Annotated in this window: 16 protein-coding genes, 1 pseudogene and 1 riboswitch; of the genes and pseudogenes, 13 read left to right on the forward strand and 4 right to left on the reverse strand. The window is 63.3% G+C overall.

Annotated features, from left to right (window positions below):
* Window positions 1-74: 74 nt before the first annotated feature.
* Entirely contained in the window at window positions 75-935 is an 861-nt protein-coding gene (purU, locus tag AC1DLO_RS13205) for a formyltetrahydrofolate deformylase (protein ID WP_184736550.1), read from the reverse strand.
* 36 nt (window positions 936-971) lie between these two features.
* Window positions 972-1057: riboswitch (ZMP/ZTP riboswitch) on the forward strand.
* A gap of 106 nt (window positions 1058-1163) precedes the next feature.
* Here purU and glyA point away from each other — a divergent pair.
* The 13 genes from glyA to AC1DLO_RS13270 all read left to right on the forward strand — a co-directional run bounded on the left by glyA (window position 1164) and on the right by AC1DLO_RS13270 (window position 12864).
* Window positions 1164-2459, forward strand: coding sequence for a serine hydroxymethyltransferase (glyA, locus tag AC1DLO_RS13210; RefSeq protein WP_476890357.1), 1296 nt, complete (start codon window positions 1164-1166; stop codon window positions 2457-2459).
* An 8-nt stretch (window positions 2460-2467) separates the two neighbouring features.
* Window positions 2468-3379 (forward strand): bifunctional methylenetetrahydrofolate dehydrogenase/methenyltetrahydrofolate cyclohydrolase, encoded by a 912-nt coding sequence (locus tag AC1DLO_RS13215; RefSeq protein ID WP_476890240.1) that lies wholly within the window; start codon window positions 2468-2470, stop codon window positions 3377-3379.
* Window positions 3380-3451: 72 nt separating this feature from the next.
* Complete coding sequence (locus tag AC1DLO_RS13220) at window positions 3452-4543, forward strand: histidine kinase (protein WP_476914493.1); 1092 nt, start codon at window positions 3452-3454, stop codon at window positions 4541-4543.
* The gene (locus AC1DLO_RS13225; RefSeq protein WP_476890242.1) at window positions 4540-5205 is read left to right on the forward strand and encodes a response regulator transcription factor; all 666 of its coding nucleotides are present in this window, start codon (window positions 4540-4542) and stop codon (window positions 5203-5205) included. The genes AC1DLO_RS13220 and AC1DLO_RS13225 overlap by 4 nt, the downstream gene beginning before the upstream one ends.
* A gap of 134 nt (window positions 5206-5339) precedes the next feature.
* On the forward strand, window positions 5340-5639 hold the full coding sequence (locus AC1DLO_RS13230; RefSeq protein ID WP_441428587.1) for an SHOCT domain-containing protein: 300 nt from the start codon (window positions 5340-5342) through the stop codon (window positions 5637-5639).
* A 225-nt stretch (window positions 5640-5864) separates the two neighbouring features.
* Window positions 5865-6794, forward strand: coding sequence for an ABC transporter ATP-binding protein (locus AC1DLO_RS13235; RefSeq protein WP_476890243.1), 930 nt, complete (start codon window positions 5865-5867; stop codon window positions 6792-6794).
* A 52-nt stretch (window positions 6795-6846) separates the two neighbouring features.
* A complete protein-coding gene (locus AC1DLO_RS13240; protein ID WP_476890244.1) occupies window positions 6847-7701 on the forward strand; it encodes an ABC transporter permease in 855 nt (284 codons plus the stop codon).
* Window positions 7698-8543, forward strand: a complete 846-nt coding sequence (locus AC1DLO_RS13245; protein WP_476890245.1) for an ABC transporter permease — start codon at window positions 7698-7700, stop codon at window positions 8541-8543. The genes AC1DLO_RS13240 and AC1DLO_RS13245 overlap by 4 nt, the downstream gene beginning before the upstream one ends.
* 79 nt (window positions 8544-8622) lie before the next feature.
* Window positions 8623-9195, forward strand: a complete 573-nt coding sequence (locus AC1DLO_RS13250) for a hypothetical protein (RefSeq protein ID WP_476890246.1) — start codon at window positions 8623-8625, stop codon at window positions 9193-9195.
* A gap of 10 nt (window positions 9196-9205) precedes the next feature.
* Window positions 9206-10039 carry an exodeoxyribonuclease III gene (locus tag AC1DLO_RS13255; protein ID WP_184736529.1) on the forward strand — a complete coding sequence of 278 codons (834 nt, stop codon included), beginning with the start codon at window positions 9206-9208 and terminating at the stop codon, window positions 10037-10039.
* A gap of 18 nt (window positions 10040-10057) precedes the next feature.
* Complete coding sequence (gene trpS / locus AC1DLO_RS13260; RefSeq protein ID WP_476890247.1) at window positions 10058-11149, forward strand: tryptophan--tRNA ligase; 1092 nt, start codon at window positions 10058-10060, stop codon at window positions 11147-11149.
* 4 nt (window positions 11150-11153) lie between these two features.
* Entirely contained in the window at window positions 11154-11834 is a 681-nt protein-coding gene (locus AC1DLO_RS13265; protein ID WP_476890248.1) for a 2'-5' RNA ligase family protein, read from the forward strand.
* A gap of 85 nt (window positions 11835-11919) precedes the next feature.
* Complete coding sequence (locus AC1DLO_RS13270) at window positions 11920-12864, forward strand: YihY/virulence factor BrkB family protein (protein ID WP_476890358.1); 945 nt, start codon at window positions 11920-11922, stop codon at window positions 12862-12864.
* A 225-nt stretch (window positions 12865-13089) separates the two neighbouring features.
* Here the strand turns inward: AC1DLO_RS13270 and AC1DLO_RS13275 are convergent.
* The 3 genes and pseudogenes from AC1DLO_RS13275 to AC1DLO_RS13285 form a co-directional block, all read right to left on the reverse strand.
* Window positions 13090-13322 (reverse strand): annotated as a pseudogene (locus AC1DLO_RS13275) (IS5/IS1182 family transposase); the annotation flags it as partial.
* A gap of 488 nt (window positions 13323-13810) precedes the next feature.
* Window positions 13811-15055, reverse strand: a complete 1245-nt coding sequence (locus tag AC1DLO_RS13280; RefSeq protein ID WP_476890249.1) for a glycoside hydrolase family 32 protein — start codon at window positions 15053-15055, stop codon at window positions 13811-13813.
* Window positions 15055-16407: a glycoside hydrolase family 172 protein gene (locus AC1DLO_RS13285; protein ID WP_476890250.1), complete on the reverse strand. Its 1353-nt coding sequence runs from the start codon at window positions 16405-16407 to the stop codon at window positions 15055-15057. Before AC1DLO_RS13285 ends, AC1DLO_RS13280 begins: the two co-directional genes overlap by 1 nt.
* Window positions 16408-16421: the final 14 nt, after the last annotated feature.

Consider the following 16421-nt stretch of genomic DNA (forward strand, 5'->3'; position numbering starts at 1 on the left):
TAACTCGCAGTAGATGTCGTTATGAGGCGTCAAAACGACATCTACTGCGAGTCAGTTGGGTGCGGCGGGGGGCGCTAGTTGAAGACCACCGTGCGGGTGCCGTCCAGGAGGACGCGGTGTTCGGCGTGCCACTGCACGGCCTGTGCGAGCGTGCGACCCTCGACGTTGCGGCCCATCTGCACGAATTGCTCAGCGGTGCGGGCGTGGTCCACACGGATGACCTCCTGCTCGATGATGGGACCCTCATCGAGGTCCGCCGTGACGTAGTGGGCGGTGGCGCCGATGATCTTCACACCGCGGGCATGTGCCTGGTGGTAGGGCTTGGCGCCCTTGAAGGACGGCAGGAAGGAGTGATGGATGTTGATGGCCTTGCCGTTGAGCTCGGTGCAGAGCTCGTTGGAGAGGACCTGCATGTAGCGCGCCAGGACAGTCAGCTCGATGCCGTGTTCACGGATGAGCTCGAGGAGTTTCGCCTCGGCCTCCGGCTTCGTGTCCGGGGTGACCGGGATGTGGTGGAAGGGGATGCCATAGAACTCGGCCAGTCCTTCGAGGTCCCGGTGGTTGGACACGATGGCCGGCACCTCGATGGGGAGGGTCCCGGAACGCTGCTGGAAGAGCAGATCGTTGAGGCAATGCGCGTCTTTTGAACCCAGGATCAGGGTACGGACCTTCTGGCCTACCGGGTTGATCTGCCACTTCATGCCGAATTCTTCGGCCACCGGGGCCAGTGCCGAACCCAGTTCAGCCTGGGCAGAGGACGTGGTGGCTTCCACCCGCATGAAGAAGTTTCCCGTGGTGGGGCTGCCATATTGCTGGGAATCGGCGATGTTGCAGCCAGCCTCCAACAAGGCGCCTGCAACGGCGTGCACAATTCCGGGCCGGTCCGGGCAGGACAGGGTTACAACAAAAGACGTGGGCAGGGTGGAGTCAGTCACACAGTCAAGCCTACCGTTGCGCACCTGTTGTACTGTTTAAGTCGTCGCGACTGGCGTTGGGTGGTGTACCACCAGGGAGCGGCATTGATGAAGACCACGGATCGTACGCCTGGGCCGAGGGTCACGTTTTACTGTCGCTGTGCCATGCCCCGTAATCAAAGGACATGGAAAAAACGCAGCCGGTAGCCTGACCTGTAGAAATACCCGTTGCCTATCCAGGAGATCTTCGTGACCACCACCATCACCTCCGCGACCATCAGCAACCAGCCGCTTGCCGAACTCGACCCCGAGATCGCAGCGGTTCTGGAACAGGAACTCGGCCGCCAGCGCGGCACCCTGGAAATGATCGCTTCCGAGAACTTTGCGCCCCGCGCCGTCATGGAGGCCCAGGGCTCGGTCCTGACCAACAAGTACGCCGAAGGCTACCCGGGCAAGCGCTACTACGGTGGCTGCGAATACGTGGACATTGCCGAGCAACTGGCCATCGACCGCGTTAAGGCTCTCTTCGATGCAGAGTACGCCAACGTCCAGCCGCACTCGGGTGCACAGGCCAACGCCGCAGCGCTGTCTGCCATGATCACACCCGGTGACAAGATCCTCGGCCTGTCCCTGGCTCATGGCGGCCACCTGACGCACGGCATGAAGCTGAACTTCTCCGGCAAGCTCTACAACGTGGCTGCCTACCAGGTGGAGCAGGACACCTTCCGCGTGGACATGGACAAGCTCCGCGAGCAAGCGATTGCCGAGAAGCCGCAGGTCATCATCGCCGGCTGGTCCGCTTACCCGCGCCACCTCGACTTCGCGGCCTTCCGCTCCATCGCCGACGAAGTTGGCGCCCTCCTCTGGACGGACATGGCCCACTTCGCCGGCCTCGTGGCAGCAGGCCTGCACCCGAGCCCGGTGCCGCACTCCGACGTCGTCACCTCCACGGTGCACAAGACGCTGGCTGGACCCCGTTCCGGTGTGATCCTCGCGAAGGAAGAATGGGCGAAGAAGCTCAACTCCAACGTTTTCCCGGGCCAGCAGGGTGGTCCGCTCATGCACGTCATCGCAGCCAAGGCCGTTGCCTTCAAGATCGCCGCGGGCGAGGAATTCAAGGAGCGTCAGCAACGCGTCCTCGAAGGTGCCAAGATCATCGCCGATCGCCTCAACCAGGCTGATGTTGCCGAAGCCGGCATTTCGGTCCTGACCGGCGGCACCGATGTCCACTTGGTCCTCGTGGACCTGCGCAACTCGCAGCTGGACGGGCAGCAGGCCGAAGACCTTCTGCACTCGGTGGGCATCACCGTCAACCGCAACGCCGTTCCGTTCGACCCCCGCCCCCCGATGGTCACCTCCGGCCTGCGCATCGGTACCCCGGCACTGGCTACCCGCGGATTCGGTGCTACCGAGTTCACCGAGGTTGCCGAGATCATCGCTTCGGCGCTGAAGTCCGGTTCCGCTACCGATGTTGAAGCCCTGCAGGCCCGCGTCGACAAGCTCGCCGCTGACTTCCCGCTGTACCCGCAGCACGAGCAGTGGTGAACCCGTCCATGGCGCAGACCGCGAAGATCCTTGACGGCAAAACCGCCGCCGCCGCCATCAAAGCTGAGCTTACTGAGCGTGTCGCTGCGCTGAAGGCCCGCGGCGTGACTCCGGGCATTGCCACTGTGCTCATCGGTGCGGACCCTGCCTCGCAGCTTTACGTGTCCATGAAGCACAAGCAGTCTGTGGAGATCGGGATGAACTCGATCCAGCGTGAGCTTCCGGCGGATGCCACTCAGGCCCAGGTTGAGGCCCTCATCGACGAACTCAATGCGGACCCCGCCTGCCACGGTTACATCGTGCAGCTGCCGCTGCCCAAGCACCTGGACACCGACGCTATCCTCGAGCGGATCGACCCCGCCAAGGATGCCGACGGCCTGCACCCGACCAACCTGGGCCGGCTGGTGCTCAACGTCAACGGAGAGATCACCTCGCCGCTGCCCTGCACGCCCCGTGGCGTCATCGAGCTCCTGGAGCGCAACGGCTACAGCCTCGCAGGTAAGCACGTTGTGGTAGTCGGCCGCGGCGTCACGATCGGCCGCTCGATCGGCCTGCTGCTCACCCGGCGGGCCGTGAACGCCACCGTGACGCTGACGCACACCGGCACCAAGAACCTCTCGGAGCTGCTGCGGCAGGCGGACGTGATTGTAGGCGCGGCGGGTGCAAAGCACATCGTCAAGCCTGCGGACGTGAAGCCGGGCGCGGCCGTGCTGGACGTCGGTGTCACCCGTGAAACCGACCCCGAGACGGGCAAGAGCAAGGTCCACGGCGACATCGATCCCGCCGTTGCCGATGTAGCCGGCTGGATTTCGCCGAACCCCGGTGGCGTTGGTCCCATGACCGTGGCGCTGCTCATGACCAACGTCGTCGAAGCCGCGGAACGCCAATTGGCAGCGGGAAGCGTCTCCGGCGTCGCCTGATTTTGCTCCCCACCAGCGTGTAGGGCGCCTACTCCCTCCGGAGTAGGCGAGGGTCCCCCCACGAGTTTCATCGTGATCGCGGTGGCCCTGATCCAGGTCCTGGGGACCGTCTTTTCGGCGAGCCACCAGACTGCACTGCGTCCCTTGGACCCGCTCGCCTTCATCCTGTTGCTGGCAGGACCCGTGGCCTTGGCTTTCCGGACCAGCAGGCCCGTGGTCATGCTGCCCGTGACCCTGGCGGCCACGTTCAGCTATGTGCTCCTTGGTTACGCCTGGGGCCCGATCGTGTTGTCCCTCGCGTTGTCGATCATCCTGACGGCGGCGGCGGGGCTGCGCTGGCAGGCCTGGATTGGGGCAGGGATCTGCGCGGCGGCCATCGTGCTGTTTGCCGTCATTGCCGGGGATGAGGCGGGGCTTGTCCGGTCCTCCGCCGGTGTCGCGTGGGCGGCGATCCTCGTGCTGATCGGTGAAGGCTTCCGACGGCGGGGCGAGCGGATGGCCGAATACCGGCGACGGCGCGAGGCCGCGAAACAGGCCGAACGGGACGAATACCGGCTCACGCTCGCCCGGGATATCCACGATGTGGTGGCCCACTCCCTGTCGATGATCAACGTCCAGGCCTCCGTGGCGCTCCACTTGGGCACCAACGATCCCGAGAAGCTCCGCCCGGCGCTGGAAGCCATCAAGGCAGCCAGCAAGGAATCCTTGGCCGAGGTCCGTCAGCTCCTCGGCGTACTGCGCGACGACGCTCCGTTGAGTCCTGCGGCACCACCAAGTCTGGCGCGGATCCCGGAACTCGTGGAGGACGCACGGCGCGGCGGCCTGCAGGTGCGACTCGAAAACTCGGTGTCCCCGGAACGAGTTGGTACGGTACAACAGGAAACGGCCTACCGGATTGTCCAGGAAGCGCTGAGCAACGTCCGCAGGCACTCAGGCGCGGCGTCCGCCGTCGTACTCCTCGAATTGGCGGGGAACGCGCTGAGGGTGAGGATCGACGACGACGGTGCAGGCATGCGGGGAGCGGCCGCCGGCAACGGGCTGACAGGTATGCACGAGCGCGTCGACGCCTTGGGCGGGACACTTAGCCTGACGCCGCTGGAGCCCGGGCTGCGTGTGGAAGCGAACCTCCCGCTGAACCCCAACCAAGGAGGACACCAGGCATGATCCGTTTGTTGTTGGCCGACGACCAGAACCTTATCCGGGCGGGATTCCGGGCGCTCCTGGACGCTGAACCGGACATGGAAGTGGTCGCGGAAGCTGGTACTGGCCGGGATGCCGTCAGGCTGGCCGAGCGTGAGGCGCCCGACGTCGTCCTGATGGACATCCGCATGCCTGATGGCGACGGACTGGCCGCGACACGGCAAATCCTGGCCAACCCCCGCCTCGCGCACACGCGCATCATCATCCTCACCACGTTCGAGTTGGACGAATACATCGCTGAGGCGGTGCGCGCGGGCGCCGCCGGCTTCCTCGTCAAGGACACCGAACCGGAGGAACTGATCCGCGCCGTGCGGGTGGTGCACGAAGGCGATGCCCTGCTTTCGCCTTCGGTGACACGCCGCATCATGGCCCAGCTCGCCGTGCAGAGCAAGGCGGCGTCAAAGACAATACCCCTGGACCAAATCACCGAGCGCGAACGGGAAGTCCTGGCGCTGGTAGGCGAAGGCCTGAACAACGCGGAGATCGCCGAAAGACTGTTCATCACCCCACTGACGGCAAAGACCCATGTTTCCCGGATCATGACCAAATTGCTCGTGCGGGACCGGGCGCAATTGGTGGTCCTGGCGTACGAATCAGGCTTGGTCCGGCCCGGGTGGAGCAGCTAGCCGTTCCGCGCAGTCTCCCGGGGGAGTAGGCGGCCGGACGCAAGTGCCTCCCGGTGGCCGACGCGTTTCGATGGGCCAAAAACCAGACTGGAACCAGAGCCGAGATACGGCCTGTTGAGAGTTTGGGACTGGACATGTTGACATCACTAAGCACCACCATCGGCGCCGCGGCCGCCCAGCTGCCTGCCGACGTCGTCCATGGACCCGGGGACGGATTCGTCTTCTGGCCGTTTTTCCTCCTGATTCCGCTGTTTTGGATCCTGGTCATCGGATTCTTCATCTTCTTTGGCCGCCGCATGTGGCGCCGGAACCACTACTGGGCCGCAACCCAGGGCGCCGAAAGCGTACTGAGGGAACGCTACGCGCGGGGCGAAATCGACGAGACGGAGTACCGCCAACGCCTGGAAGTGCTGCGGGCACATCCGACGAAGTGAGGCGCCGGCGGATTCTGCTGGAACATTCGCCTTCGCTCAACCGTCAAGCCCCCGAAACACGCGGTTTCGGGGCTTGACGCGTGGGATGATCCAGCAAAATGTCACGTTGCCGGGTTATTCCAGAAAATTGCGCAATACCTCTTTCACGTATTCGTTGGCTCTACTAGTCTGCTGTGGGTGCACAATGAAGCCACCCGCTCTTTCTCCACGTCAGCCAGCCGACAGATGAACCCACCCGCAGTCATCACAGCCGAAAACCTCACCAAGACCTATGGTGAGCTCACCGCCGTCGACGGCATCTCCTTCGAGGTTTCGGCGGGGGAGTCCTTCGGGCTGCTGGGGCCCAACGGCGCCGGCAAATCAACCACCATGAAGATGATCGGCGGAGTCTCCCAGCGCACGTCAGGGAAGCTCAGCATCATGGGCCTGGACCCGGAAACCCACGGCCCGGAAGTCCGCGCGCATTTGGGCGTAGTGCCCCAGCAGGACAACCTGGACGAGGAACTGAAGGTCCGCGAAAACCTGATCGTCTACGGCCGCTACTTCGGGCTGCCCTTGAGCTACTTGCGTCCCAAGGCCGATGAACTGCTTGAGTTTGCGCAACTGTCGGACAAGGCCAAGTCCAGGGTCGATGCCCTCTCGGGCGGCATGAAAAGGCGCCTGACGATTGCCCGCTCGCTGATCAACGAGCCCAAGATCCTACTCCTGGATGAGCCCACCACGGGCCTGGATCCGCAAGCCCGCCACATCCTCTGGGACCGGCTGTTCAGGCTCAAGGAACAGGGCGTGACGCTGATCCTCACTACCCACTACATGGACGAGGCCGAACAGCTTTGCGACCGGCTGATCGTGGTGGATAAGGGCCGGATCATGGCCGAAGGATCGCCCGCCAGCCTGATCCGCGAATACTCCACGCGAGAGGTCCTGGAGCTCCGCTTCGGCTCTGAGCGCAATGCCACCATCGGCGTCGAGCTCGAAGGCGTCGGCGAACGCGTCGAGACGCTGCCTGATCGCGTGCTCATCTACGCGGACGACGGTGAATCGGCCTTGGAGCAAGTCTCCGCGCGCCGGCTCCGCCCCCTGACCTCGCTGGTGCGGCGTTCTTCGTTGGAGGACGTTTTCCTCCGGCTGACCGGACGGAGCCTTGTTGATTAGCGGGCGGTTGGCTTGGGACAGTTGATGAGCGGAGAGCAGACGAGGAGGGCACATGACTGACGCGCAGCTCCCGACGGCGGTTCATCCCTTACGCGCTCACTCGCCGGCCGTCTCGGCCAGCCGGGCGCGACGCTGGGGATCGTTTTTCTACGCGGAGCAGGCACTTCGAGTGATGCGTGGCTACGGTTGGTCCGTGTTCCTGTACAGCGTGGGGCAGCCGGTGGCGTACCTGTTCGCGATGGGCATCGGGCTGGCGAGCCTGGTGGACGCGAACAGTGCGGCGGTATTCGGCGGTGTGAGCTACTTGGCCTTCATTGCGCCCGCACTCCTGGTCTCATCCGCGGTCATGACGGCATCGGGGGACTTTTCCTACCCGATCATGGACGGCTTCAAGTGGCGCCGTGTGTTCTACGGCCCGCACGCTTCCCCGCTCGTTCCCCAGCAGATTGCCGCGGGCCACATCATGGCCAGTGCCTTGAAGTTCCTCGTGCAATCGGTGGTCTACTTCGTCATCGTGGCCATGTTCGGCGCCTCGCCGAGCCCTTGGGGCTGGGTGTCGGCCGTGGTTGCCACGGTAGCCGGGCTGTCCTTCGGGCTGCCGCTCATGGCCTATGCGTCGACCATCACCAAGGACGCCGGCCAGTTCGCACTCGTGCAGCGATTCATCGTGGTGCCTTTGTTCCTGTTTTCGGGGACCTTCTTCCCGCTGGACTCGCTGCCGATAGGGGTCCGCTGGATCGGCTGGATCTCTCCGGTGTGGCACGGCACGGAGCTGGGCCGCGTCTTCACTTACGGTCTTGAGGAGAGCCCTGTGCTGACCCTGATCCACGTCCTGTTCCTTGTTGGCGCGGCCGCCACCGGGTGGACGCTGACGCGGCGGCAGTTCGTTAGGAGGATGGGGGCATGAGTGCCCTGGCTGAAGGCCAGACCGGACCGCAAAGCGCCACGGACGCTGCCCGCGAACGCACCTTTGGCCCGCTGTACTCCCGCAATGCACTTGCCGTTGTGGCCCGGGGGCTCATGGCGGCGAAAAGCAGTACCTGGTTGATCCTGGTCTCCGGGTTCTTCGAACCGGTGCTGTACCTGATCTCCATGGGCGTTGGACTGGGTCCGATCGTGGGTACCGTGGCGGGGCCGGGCGGCCAGGAAATCAGTTACGCGGCCTATATTGCGCCAGCCCTCCTGGCGGTGTCTGCGATGAACGGCGCCGTCTACGACTCAACGTGGAACGTCTTCTTCAAGATGAACTTCGCCAAGCTGTACCAAGGCATGCTCTACACCTCCCTGGGGCCGTTGGATGTAGCCATCGGGGAGATCTTTTTGGCCCTGCTGCGTGGACTCCTGTACGCAACGGGCTTCACCGCAGTCATGGGCATCATGGGTCTCATCACCACGCCCTGGGCCATCCTGGTTGTCCCGGCGTCCGTGCTGATCGCTTTCGGCTTCGCGAGCTTCGGCATGGGCATCACGAGCTTCATGAAGACTTTCCAGCAGATGGACTGGATCAACTTCTTCATGTTGCCCATGTTCCTGTTCAGCGCCACCTTCTACCCGATAACCGTCTATCCGCAGTACATTCAGTGGCTCATCCAGGCGATGCCGCTGTGGCATGGCGTGGAGCTCTTGAGGCAGATCAGCATTGGTTCCTTCAGCCCTGCCACGGCGGTCCATATCGCCTACTACCTTGTGATGATCGCACTCGGCATCATGCTCACCACCGGGCGGTTGCGGAAACTCTTCCTGAAATAGCCTCGACCCTCGAAGACCGCGCTGTTCGCCGGGGGTGGAAGCGGCTGGCTCGCCCTGCGGAGTTTGCGACAATGGGTGCATGCAATCTCTCGGCGACTCCCCGTCATCTGTTCCCCCGTCCGCTTCCGCCAAGAGCCCTTTCAAAGGCTTCCGCATCGGTGGACTGGGCATGACTGTGGTGCTCATCGCTTTCCTAGTGGCCGTGATCTTCGCGGCCAACCAGAACGACGTGGTCGGCTGGATCGTCGCCGTAGTTTCCTTTGGCTGGCTCGCCCTCGCCGCTTTCGTGGTCTTCAGCATCCAGAAGGCTGCCAAGCGGGCCGGAGAGAAACTCACCGAAGCGCAGAACGCCTTCAACGCGGCAACCGGCCGGGCGCCGTCGTCGTCGAGCGCCGACCACGGCGGCACACGGGTGGTGGCGGAACGCAGCGAAGCGGATGAAATCCGTGACCTCAAACTGGACCACTCGTTCAAGATCGTCCAGGTGCAGGTTCGCGTGGTGGAGGCGGAGCGTGCCAAAGGCGAATCAGCTGATCAGGACACCATCGACCGCGCGTTGGAGACCATCGCCATCACGTCAAGCAACGCCAGGGACATGATCAAGTCGTCCGGCGGAACCGACGAGCCCGTCTCGGGCACCATCATCGACTAGAGTAGGCGGGGTGAGCTCGGCATTGAAGAAGGACTTCCTTCGCATCGCAACGGTCAACGTCAACGGCATTCGCGCCGCCTACAAGAAGGGGATGGCGGAGTGGCTGGAGCCGCGCGACGTCGACATCCTCTGTCTGCAGGAGGTCCGCGCGCCCGATGAGGTGGTTCACCAGCTCATCGGCGAAGGCTGGCACATCCTCCACGCCGAAGCCGAGGCCAAGGGCCGCGCCGGCGTAGCGATTGCCTCCCGTCAGGAACCCACTGCTACCCGCGTGGGTATTGGCGACGACTACTTCGCCACCACCGGGCGCTGGGTGGAAGCCGACTACGTCGTTCGGGATGGCGGCGGCAAGGACACTACCCTGACCGTCGTCAGCGCCTATGTGCATTCCGGCGAGGTAGACACCCCCAAGCAGGTGGACAAATACCGCTTCCTTGATGTCATGATCACGCGGCTCCCCGAGCTCGCCAAGCATAGTGACCACGCCTTGGTGGTTGGCGACCTCAACGTCGGCCACACGGAGCTCGACATCAAGAATTGGAAGGGCAACACCAAGCGTGCCGGCTTCCTTCCCGAGGAGCGTGCGTACTTCGATCGTTTCTTTGGCGACGAGATTGGATGGAGGGATGTCCACAGGGGCCTGGCAGGAAATGTCGATGGCCCCTACACCTGGTGGTCCCAGCGCGGTAAGGCCTTTGACACTGACACAGGCTGGCGCATCGACTACCACATGGCCACTCCTGGACTCGCGGCAGCCGCTCTTTCGGCCGTCGTTGACCGGGCGCCGTCGTGGGACACCCGTTTCTCCGACCACGCACCGCTGGTAGTCGACTACCAGCTCTAGGCTTTCGAAAGTTTCCTCATGACCAGTTCAACCACGACTGAACCCGCTGCAGCCGCAGCCAAGGCATCATCCACCAAACTCCCAGTCGGTGCCAAGCACCGCGTCCTGTCGGGAATGCAGCCGTCCGCGGACTCTCTGCACTTGGGGAACTACCTGGGCGCCCTGGTCCCTTGGGTCCGGATGCAGGACGAGTACGACGCCATTTTTTTCATCCCGGATCTGCACGCGATCACTGTGCCGCAGGACCCCGCCGAGCTGGCACGCCGGACGCGCGTCACTGCTGCCCAGTACATCGCCGGCGGCGTAGACGTGAAGAAGTGCACGCTGTTCGTCCAGTCCCAGGTTCCTGAACACGCCCAGCTCGCCTGGGTCCTGGGCTGCATCACCGGCTTCGGCGAGGCCTCGCGCATGATCCAGTTCAAGGACAAGTCCTTGCAACATGGTTCGGATCACGCCAGCGTCGGGCTCTTCACATACCCGATCCTGCAGGCAGCCGACATCCTCCTGTACCAGCCGCACGGAGTGCCCGTGGGTGAAGACCAGAGGCAGCACATTGAGCTCAGCCGCGACCTGGCCCAGCGTTTCAACAGCCGCTATGGCGAGACGTTCCAGGTGCCGCAGGCCTTCATCCAGAAGCAATCGGCCAAGATCTACGATCTCCAGAACCCTACGGCCAAGATGTCCAAGTCCGCAGAGTCGCCGGCCGGTTTGATCAACCTGCTGGATGATCCGAAGGTCACGGCCAAGCGCATCAAGTCCGCTGTCACGGATACCGAGACGGAAATCCGCTTCGACCGTGAGGCCAAGCCCGGCGTCTCCAACCTGCTGAGCATCTACTCGTCCATCAGTGGGCAACCGGTGGAAAAGATCGTGGCGGATTACGAAGGCAAGATGTACGGCCACCTGAAGGTCGATCTCGCCGAACTCGTTGCCGGCCACCTCGGGCCCATCAGGGACCGCGCCAACGAACTCCTCGCGGACCCGGCAGAGCTCGATCGGCTCCTGGCTCATGGGGCGGACAAAGCCCGTGAAATCGCCTCGGCCACCCTAGCCGACGTCTACGCCAAGGTGGGCTTCCTGCCTTACGGCGGGGCACAGGGAATCCGCTAAACCCATGTGCGCGGCTGGCAAGCTCAGCGTCCAGGCTGGCTCCCTTAGAGGGGGAGCCGGCCGGGCCGCTGATGCCCGCCCGGACGCGGGCGCACACCAGTCTGCCAGCCCGTGCGGCGACAGCATGTGCGTGGGTGTCATCCTGGGCTTCCCCCCGGATGTGGCGCAGGAGCTGCAGCAGTGGCGCGCCTCCTTCGGTGATCCCATGGCCGAGGTCATCCCTGCCCACATCACACTGGTCACCACCACGCCGGCGCAGGATTGGGAAGCCACACGGGAGCACGTTCGGGAGATCGCCAGGCGCCAGGCGCCGTTCAAGATCACCATTTCCGGCACGGGCTCCTTCCGTCCCGTGTCCCCAGTGGTGTTCCTGAACGTCGAAGACGGCTTCACGGAGTGCGTGGGCCTGCACGAACAACTGCAGACAGGTCCCCTCGAACGGGATCTTCCTTTCCCTTACCATCCCCACGTGACGGTAGCCCACGACGTCGCTCCAGAAAGCTTGGATGAGGCCGAAACCGTTCTCAAGAACTACACCGCCACCTTCCCTGTGGTTAGCATGGGACTTTACGAGCACGACAACAATGGCATCTGGCAGCTACGGGAAGAGCTCGATTTTGGCGGGGACACAGATCAAGCACGGGAAAGCACAGCCAACAGCGGAGACTCCTCCCCAACCAACTGAGCTTGCCAAACTCAGGCTGCAACTCATCCACCGCAGGCTCGACTGGGGCCACGCGCGGCGCTCCAACGCCGGCACCGTGCCGAAGCTGATGGCCTTCGTGCAGTTGTTCCTTGCCCGGCTGAACACCTTCCGGCCCATGCGGGCGTGGCAGCACTACGCCTTGCGGCACGGGCCGCTCATGAGCGCCGGCATCGGGTTCACCATGTTCTTCTCCATCACCGGGTTGCTGGCCACGGGATTTTCCGTTGCGGGACTCGTCTTGAGCGGCCAACCGTTCTTGGTGGACGCCATCATCGCGAACATATCCAAGAGTGCCCCGGGACTCTTGAAGGTAGACGGTGGCGAAGGCCTGGTCAATCCACATGACCTGCTCAATCCGAACGGCCTGGGCTGGACCGCGGTCATCGCCGCTGTGGTCACGGTGCTTACCTCTTTGGGCTGGATCGCGAGCGTGCGCGAGGGATTGCGCGGGGTCATGGAATTGCCGCCCCTTCCACGCAACCCGGTCCTGGCTAAATTGTTCGACGCCGGGACGCTCCTGTTGCTCGGCGTGGCGCTTGTCCTGAGCGCAGGTGTCTCCCTGGTCTTCGGGACGGCGGCCAGTTGGATGATTGCCCTGCTCGGCTTGGACGAAGGCATAGCGGGACCCGTGATCGGCGTCGTGAAACTGGTGGTGCCATTGCTGCTGAACTGGGCGACGGCGGCCATCCTGTTCCGGCTTGCCGGGGGCCTTCCGCTCGGGCGGCAGGCCTTCTTGGAGGGAACCGTCATCGCCGCGGTCGGCACCACCGCTCTCCAAGTCTTCAGCACCGAACTCCTGGCCCGCGCGGGGCAGAACCCCGTCCTCGCACCCTTCGCCATCATCATCGGGCTTCTCATCTGGTTCAACCTGGTCAGCCAGGTCTATCTGGTGTCCGCGGCGTGGTCGACCATCAGGGAAGTGGACGCGGACGCACACGAGCCGCACCGCAAGGCCGCCCTCGGATCTCGGCACCTTCCGCCCCATTCCTTCCCCGCGAGGGGCAAGTAGGGCCTAGGGCGTGTCTCCTCATGCTGTCAGCCAGATGCTGATGGCGCGGAGGACCGCGCCGCCCCGGTAGGTGAGGGCGAGCTTGTCGTAGCGGGTGGCGAGCCCCCGCCACTGCGTGAAGGTGTTGAAGTTCCGTTCGACGACGTTCCGGCCTTTGAAGTCTTCCTTGTCAGAGGCCGGAGGTCGTCCGCGATTGACCTTCAGATGCTTCATCAGATAGGGGAACATCGGCGCGTCCCCTCCCTGGCCCGGTGCGACCAGCAAGGTCAGCGGCCGGCCCTTCCCGTCGACCAGGGCATGGGTCTTCGTGCTCAGCCCGCCGCGGGAACGGCCAATGGCATGATCGGGCCGGTTTAGCAAACAGATTCATGTAATTCGACGGGGCCCCCTGTGGCGCGGGGAAGGTTCGTGCCGTGCTGGTAGGCACGGTTCACCGTCGAATCGACCGAGACCGACCAAATCCACCCCTCGACCACACGCCGGTCATCCCGGAACGGACGACCGGCGACCATCGGATGAGGGCAGCAAAGGCTGGATGCGGAAGCACGTGGACAAGACCAGCCCATAAACAAGGTCGGTTCCGTGCAGGAACCGCCGGACCCGAGACAACATTGGATATAAGATCCTCCGACAGGGCGTCCCGACGTTAGTCCCCGTGGCGTTGTCTAATGGGAGGAAGCCGTGAGCGGAATTCGGGGCATCCCCCTTCCGGAATCTTTAACGAGGCATGGTCGTTGCAAGACCCAAAATTTCTGGGTGTTGCAACGACCATGCCAACCCACCCCTTCCGTGGGTCAGCCCTGTGTGTCCATTCTTCGGGCCTGTGCTACCGGCTGCTTTTGCGGACTTTCTTGCCAGGAGGACGCCCTCTTGTCGGCTGGTCCGTGCCTGTCGGCGGACGCCGGGGGTGTTCCAGACAATGATGACGACTTGCCGTGGCCGTCGCTCATCCCCGGCGGACTAGAGGGTAGACCGTCGCGTCGAGCGCGTCCACGCTGTACGTTGGGCCCTCTGGCGCAGCTGCGAACGCGAGAATTCCCCACGTCGACGAGACCTCGATTGCTTGAGCGTCGAGGATGATCCGGACATCACCCCCAAGGTAGGGGACTTCGAAGGTTTCGGCCTCGGTCTTTGCGATGAGATTCTGGGAATCGGCGTCGAGAACGAAGACGGTTATCCCGGCCGATGTGACTCGCAGCGATTCCCCGGTCGAGGGAGACCATACGATGTCCCCGGAAAGTCCGGGAAGATCGCCACCGACAACGGCTGAGGATCTGTACTTCTCGAGGTCCGGATGCGGAGTCGCGACCAGCCGGTTCTCCTCGAGGGTGAGCACATGAGGGACGCTGTGGGCACTTGCCCAGCCCGAATCCAGATCGGCGACGCCACGCATCCAGAACGTCAGACACGGCCGGCCTTGTGCATCACGGAAGAATGACGGCGCGTAGTAGCTGGGGCCGTAGGTAAGGCGACCCCAGGAACTCGCCTCGAAGCGTCCGTCGGCGTAACTGCCCACGGCATAGCCTGCGTAATGCAGTACGTCATCATCCCAGACCGAGGAGACCATCAGATGGCGGCCGTCGATGTCGAAGATCTGCGGGCATTCCCACAGTGCCCCCAGCCATACCGGCTCTCGATCATCGGTCGAACGGTGGAGGGCAACACCCTCGTATTCCCAGGTATCAAGGTCGGCTGAGCTGTAGCTGAGCGCCATGGCGGTGCCATCAGATGACCCCGCTCCAACGAACATCCGCCAGCCTGTTGCCTCTTTGACGAGGAACGGGTCTCGATACGCGACGATGTCGAGGCCCGGGGGTGCGTCGGCGACAAAGTCTCCCTTCTGCCATTCGATCCAAGACGTGTCCACGGGGGAAGCGACTCGAATGCGGCCGATGCCGATGTTCGGTTGTGCCGTCGAGGTGTAGAAGATGCGGGTATCTCCGTTGTCATCGGTGACGAGAGAGCCCGTCCAGATACCCTCGTCGCCGTCGCCTGGTTCGATCGCGACCGGCAGCTGTTCAAGCGAGAACAGGTCCGATCCACGGGCGTGACCCCAGTGGCAGTTGGGGGCCCAAATGGTGCTGTCGGGAACATACTGGTAGAAGAGATGGTATTCACCGTCTTTGACGGTGATGCCGTGCGGGTCATTGATCCAGCCACTCTCGGCGACGAAATGGAATGCCGGCCGCATCAGCTTTCCTCCCCATCGAAACGGGCCCGGATGGCGCGGGCAATCTCGACGTTTCCCTGCTCCCATTCATCGACCTGCAGACGCCGCTCTTCACGAAGGGCATCGCGCTTGGCCACGAAATCCTCCATTCGCTTGGCAGCGGCGGCACGGGCCAGCTGTTGTTCCTCGTTCAGTTCCGGAAGAGGAGCCTGGATCACGCGGTCGATCGGCCGCAGCGGCAGCCGCTCCTCCACACCGGGAATGCCTAGGATCGGCGAGGGAAGAGTCTGATACCAATACGCGGTTGACGACCAGTCGTCCGAGAGATGGTTGCCGTGACCGTGCTCGAAAGTGACCTTGATCCGCTTTTCGAAACGGATGGGATCGACCATATGGAAGCGGTAGCTGTGGTGGAACCCGGGAACGTTCTCTTCGTGGACGATGGTTCCGTTGAATTGGTACGCGTTGTGCTGCATGCCCCAGGCGTGCCCGAAGTAGTCTTCCATTCCTGTTCCGTGAAGGCTCGGGGGCCAGGTGTCGTCGTCGATGAAGATCATGTCGTCACCCTCACCCCACCAGGAGCCCTGGAAGTGGCGGACAGCCAGTGTGCACCCGACGTAGTGGCCGCGGCCTTCAGTCTCGAGCGCGACGTAGTTGTCTTTGCCGTCGAGATTCGCCACGGTGGTTTCGATGCTGTTGGCCTGCAGGTCAGGTGCCCAGCCGCTGGGTAGGGCACGACGCCAGTGTGCGTGGAAGTAGAGAGTGTCCTCGGGAAGCGGCTCCTTGACGAGCTCGTAGTCAATGTAGAAATACTGAAGATACGGGATGTCGTTCTGGTTCTCGACGACGATCCTCGCACGCTTTCCGAAGGGCATGCGGAAGTAGCTGTTGAAGGCTGCGGACCCGCCGAAGGTGTGAAGCTCCGGTTCCTTGGCGGAGACAGAAAGCGGCAGTGAGTCATACGAGCCGGAGAGGGAGTTCATCAGGCCGAAGAAATCACCAAGCGGCGCGACCACACTCGGCGTCTCCTGGTCGTCCCAATACATCTTCAGAACAATCTTCCGGTAGTAGTCAGGGTCAACGACTTCCCAACTCACGCCCAGGGCGTTATGGATCTCCAGCATCGGGACCCCGACGACGTTCGGATCGATCTGTCCGGGCCCCGGCTGGTTCCGGCATGACTGGGTCATCCAGATGTGAGTGATGTACCCCGGGCCTTCAATATCGGCCAGCGTCCTTTCCTCACCGGGCATGACGATCCAGTTGTCCCTGTTCCGGCCAGTCTGGTCAAAGCTTGACGCCCGTGCTGTGCGTGCGCGATGGGCCCGGGTCAAATCCCCGAGGATGCCCGCTGGCGTGTGGTTTTCGGTCACCGTTGTCCTTCCTT

The organism is Arthrobacter sp. 01T419, from assembly GCF_056398865.1.